The 4,894-nt window shown below is 72.5% G+C and carries 1 protein-coding gene; it reads left to right on the top strand.

The genetic code is table 11. The annotated features are described in order from the left end of the window. On the top strand, positions 1 to 4,894 hold a 4,894-nt coding region (locus ACGFIQ_RS36165), incomplete at both ends, for an SDR family NAD(P)-dependent oxidoreductase (RefSeq protein WP_393250839.1).

Raw genomic sequence — 4,894 nt, 5'->3', positions numbered from 1 at the left:
CCCTCGCCCACCTCAACCCACCCACACCCACCACCCCCGCACCCCTCACCAACCTCCCCACCTACCCCTTCCAACACCACCGCTACTGGCTCGACGCATCCGACCACCTGACCGACCCGTCGGATCTCGGTCTCCAGGCGTCGCCCCATCCGATTCTCGCGGCGGCCATGCATGTCGCCGAGACGAACACGACCGTCCATATCGGACGCCTCACCATGAACACCCATCCGTGGCTGGCCGACCACACCGTCAACACCACCACCCTGCTCCCCGGCACGGCTCTGCTCGACATGGCCCTGCACGCGGCGAGCCACACCGCCACACCCGCCGTCGCCGACCTGACCCTGCACACCCCGGCGGTGCTCACCCCCGCCACGGTCCTGCACCTTCAGGTCATCACCACCGACGCCACCGTGACCATCCACTCCCGTACGGACGCGGACGCGCCCTGGGTCTGTCACGCCACCGGCACCCTGGCCGAGACGACGGCCCAGCCCCCGGCGTACGACGGGGAACGCCCGACGCTGTCGCCACCGGACGGCCTCTACGAAGGCCTGGCTTCGCGCGGTTACCACTACGGCCCGGCGTTCGCCGCGGTGACCGGCCTGGCGTACGCGCCGGACGGCGCCGTGCACGCGCGGGTCAGGCTGCCGGAGGGGCTCACCCCGGACGGGTACGCGATCCACCCGGCCCTGCTCGACGCCGTGTTGCACCCCCTCGCGGCCCGGACCGGCGACACCGGCCTGCGGCTGCCGTTCGCGTGGACGGGTGTCACGCTGCACGCCACCGACGCCACCGAGCTGCACGCCACGCTCACCGCGGACGGCGACGACATCACGCTGAGCGCCGACGACCCGGCCGGCCGGCCGGTGCTGACCGTCACAGGGCTGCTCACCCGGCCCGTCGACCCGGCGGCACTGGCCGCGGCGACCGCCGGCGCCGACGACCGCTTCCGCTTGACGTGGGTGCCGGCGCCGCAGTCCGACGCGGAGCCGCGGCTGGACGGGGTGGACGTGTGGACGCCGCCCGAGTCGGCGGACGTTCACGAGCTCACCGCGCAGTTGCTCGGTTTCCTTCAGGAGTGGCTGGGCCGGCACGCCGACGACGATCGACGCCTCGTGGTGTGCACGAGGCACGCGGTGGCGGCCGGAACGGGCGAGCTGCACACGCTGAACCTGGCGCACAGCGGGCTGACCGGGCTGGCCCGCACCGCCGCGAACGAACAGCCGGGCCGGGTCGTGCTGGTCGACGCCGATGACGTTCCGCTCGGCGACGACCGGCTGGCCGCCGCGCTGGCCGCCGGCGAGCCGGAGGTCGCCATCCGTCAGGAGGAGGTGCTCGTGCCCCGCCTGGCCCGGGTCGCACCGGGTCTCGGGCTGCCGGAGGGCCCGTGGACACTGGGGCGGACCGGGAGCGGCACGCTCGACCACCTCGCGTTGACGCCGGATGAGCGGGTCGACGCCCCGCTCGGCCCGGGCGAGGTGCGGGTCGCGGTGCGGGCCATCGGGCTGAACTTCCGCGACGTGCTGATCACCCTGGGCATGTACCCGGACCCGGAGGCCCTGCTGGGCAGCGAGGGCGCGGGCGTGGTGCTCGAGGTGGCGGACGACGTCACCGGCCTCGCGGCCGGCGACCGGGTGATGGGCATGCTGCCGCACGGCGCCGGCGCCCGCGCGGTCACCGACCGGCGGCTGCTCACCACGGTTCCGCCGGGATGGTCGTACGCGCAGGCGGCGGCCGTGCCGGTGGTGTTCCTGACCGCGTACTACGGGTTGCGTGACCTCGGTGGGCTGCGGCCGGACGAAACCCTGCTGCTGCACGCGGCCACCGGCGGGGTCGGCACCGCCGCCCTGCAGCTGGCCCAGCATTTCGGGGCTCGCATCCACGCCACCGCCAGCCCGCGCAAGTGGCCGGCCCTGCACGCCGCCGGGCTCACCGCGGAGCAGATCCACAACTCGCGCACGCTCGAGTTCGAGGAGCGCGTCCCCGAGGGTGTCGACGTCGTCCTCAATTCGCTGGCGCGCGAGTTCACCGACGCGTCGCTGCGGTTGTTGCGCCCCGGGGGCCGGTTCATCGACATGGGCAAGACCGACATCCGTGACCCGGGAACCGTTGCGGCCGAGCACGACGGCGTCAGCTATCAGGCGTTCGACCTGATGGAGGCGGGACCGGACCGGATCGCGGAGATGCTCGCCCACCTGCGTGAACTGTTCGTGAGTGGCGTATTGTCCCCGCCGCCGACGCACTGCTTCGACGTGCGGGAGGCCCGGGACGCGCTGCGCAGCCTCAGCCAGGCCCGGCACATCGGCAAACTCGTCCTCACCGTGCCCACCCCGCTCGCCCCCGACGACACCGTCCTGATCACCGGCGGCACCAGCGGCCTCGGCGCCTTGATCGCCCGGCATTTGGCAACCCACCACGGCATCACCCGACTGGTCCTGGCCTCCCGCACCGGACCCGACCACCCCGACACCGACACCCTGCAAGCCCTCACCGACCACGTCGAGGTCGTCGCCTGCGACCTCACCGACACAAACCAAGTCCACAACCTGATCAGCACCTACCAACCCACTGCCGTCATCCACGCCGCCGGCGTCCTCGACGACGCCACCATCACCAACCTCACTCCCGAACAACTCCACACCGTCCTAGCCCCCAAGGTCGACGCCGCCTGGAACCTGCACCAGCACACCCAGCACCTCGACCTGACCGCCTTCGTGCTGTTCTCCTCCGCCGCCGGCACCTTCGGCAACCCCGGCCAAGGCAACTACGCCGCCGCCAACACCTACCTCGACACCCTCGCCGCTCACCGCCACACCCACGGCCAACCAGCCACCAGCCTCGCCTGGGGACTCTGGCAGCACAGCACCACCATGACGGCCCACCTCGACCCGGCCACCCGCGGCGGCACCCTCACCACGGAACGGGGCCTGGCCCTCTTCGACGCCGCGATCGGCGCCGGGCCGGCCCACCAGGTGTGCGTACCGCTGCCGGCGGGTGACGCCGATGACGTGCCTCCCCTGCTGCGGGATCTCGTGCGGCGCCGGCGGCCGGCGGCCGCCGCGGCGCCGGTCGCGGGAATGGCCGGGCGGCTGGGCGCGATGTCGGCCGCGGAACGCGACGAGTTCCTGCTCGGTCTCGTACGCGACAGCGTGGCCGCGGTCCTGGGCCACGCGACGCAGGAGGCGATCGATCCGACGATTCCGTTCAACGAGATCGGCTTCGACTCGCTGACCGCGGTGGAGCTGCGCAACCGGCTCAACGGTGTCACGGGTCTGACGCTGCCCAGCACCCTGGTCTTCGACTTCCCGACCCCGCGGGCGCTCGCCGAGCGGATCCGCGACGAGCTGGTCACCACCGCGCCCGCCGCACCGAAGCGGACGGTGGCCACCACAGCGCCGGACGAGCCGATCGCCATCGTGTCGGCGGCGTGCCGGTTCCCGGGCGGCGTCGGCTCGCCGGAGGAGCTGTGGCGGCTGGTCAGCACCGGCGGCGAGGGCTTCTCCGGGTTCCCGGAGAACCGGGGATGGAATCTGGAGGAGCTGTACGACCCGGACCCGGCGGCGAGCGGCAAGACCTACACCCGGGTGGGGGCGTTCCTGCACGACGCCGACCTGTTCGACGCGGAGCTGTTCCGGATGAACCCGCGGGAGGCGCTGGCCACCGATCCGCAGCAGCGGTTGCTGCTGGAGACGACGTGGGAGTTGTTCGAGCGGGCCGGCCTGGACCCCACCGGGGTCAAGGGCAGCAACACCGGGGTGTACGCGGGGGTCATCTACGGCGACTACAGCGCCCGGCTGATGCAGAACATCCCGGAGGGCTTCGAGGGCTACCTCGGCAACGGCAGCGCGGCGAGCGTGGCCTCGGGCCGGGTCGCGTACACGTTCGGCCTGGAGGGCCCGGCGGTGACGGTGGACACGGCGTGCTCGTCGTCGCTGGTGTCGATGCACCTCGCCGTGCAGGCACTGCGCAACAGCGACTGCGAGATGGCGGTCGCCGGCGGCATCTCGGTGATGTCCAGCCCGGGGGCGTTCATCGAGTTCGCCCGGCAGCGGGTGCTGTCGGTCGACGGCCGGTGCAAGCCGTTCGCGGACGCGGCCGACGGCACCGGCTGGGGCGAAGGTGTCGGCCTGGTCCTGCTCGAACGACTCTCCGACGCCCAACGCCACGGCCACCAGGTCCTGGCCGTGATCCGCGGTTCGGCCATCAACCAGGACGGCGCCTCCAACGGCCTGACCGCCCCGAACGGCCCGTCGCAGCAGCGGGTGATCGAACAGGCCCTGGCCAACGCGAAGTTGTCCGCCGCCCAGGTCGACGTGGTCGAGGCGCACGGCACCGGCACCACCCTGGGCGACCCGATCGAAGCCCAGGCCCTCCTCGCCACCTACGGCGTCGCGCACACCCCCGACCAGCCGTTGTGGCTCGGATCGATCAAGTCGAACATCGGCCACACCCAGGCCGCGGCCGGTGTCGCCGGCGTCATCAAGATGATCGAGGCGATGCGCCACGGCACACTGCCGGCCTCGCTGCACATCGACGCCCCGAGCAGCCACGTCGACTGGAGCTCCGGAACCATCGGACTGCTCCAGGAGGCGACTCCGTGGCCCGAGACCGGCCAGCCCCGCCGCGCAGCGGTGTCGTCGTTCGGGATCAGCGGCACCAACGCCCACCTCATCCTCGAACAAGCCCCCCAACCCACCGAACCGACCGCTGAACCGCTGCCGCCCGGACCGCTCGCGCTATCGGCCCACACCCCGGCCGCCCTACGCGACCAAGCCGCCCGGCTGGCCGACTACCTGCAAGACCGCACCGACCTCGGTGACATCGCCGCCGCCCTCAACCACCAACGCGCCCTACTCCACCACCGAGCCGTCATCACCGCCAACCACACCGA

Source organism: Micromonospora sp. NPDC048898 (assembly GCF_043198035.1).
In the GTDB taxonomy this organism is placed as follows: domain Bacteria; phylum Actinomycetota; class Actinomycetes; order Mycobacteriales; family Micromonosporaceae; genus Micromonospora.
The sequence above is the reverse complement of the archived record's forward strand: the minus strand, read 5'-3'. Positions and strand labels throughout refer to the sequence as shown.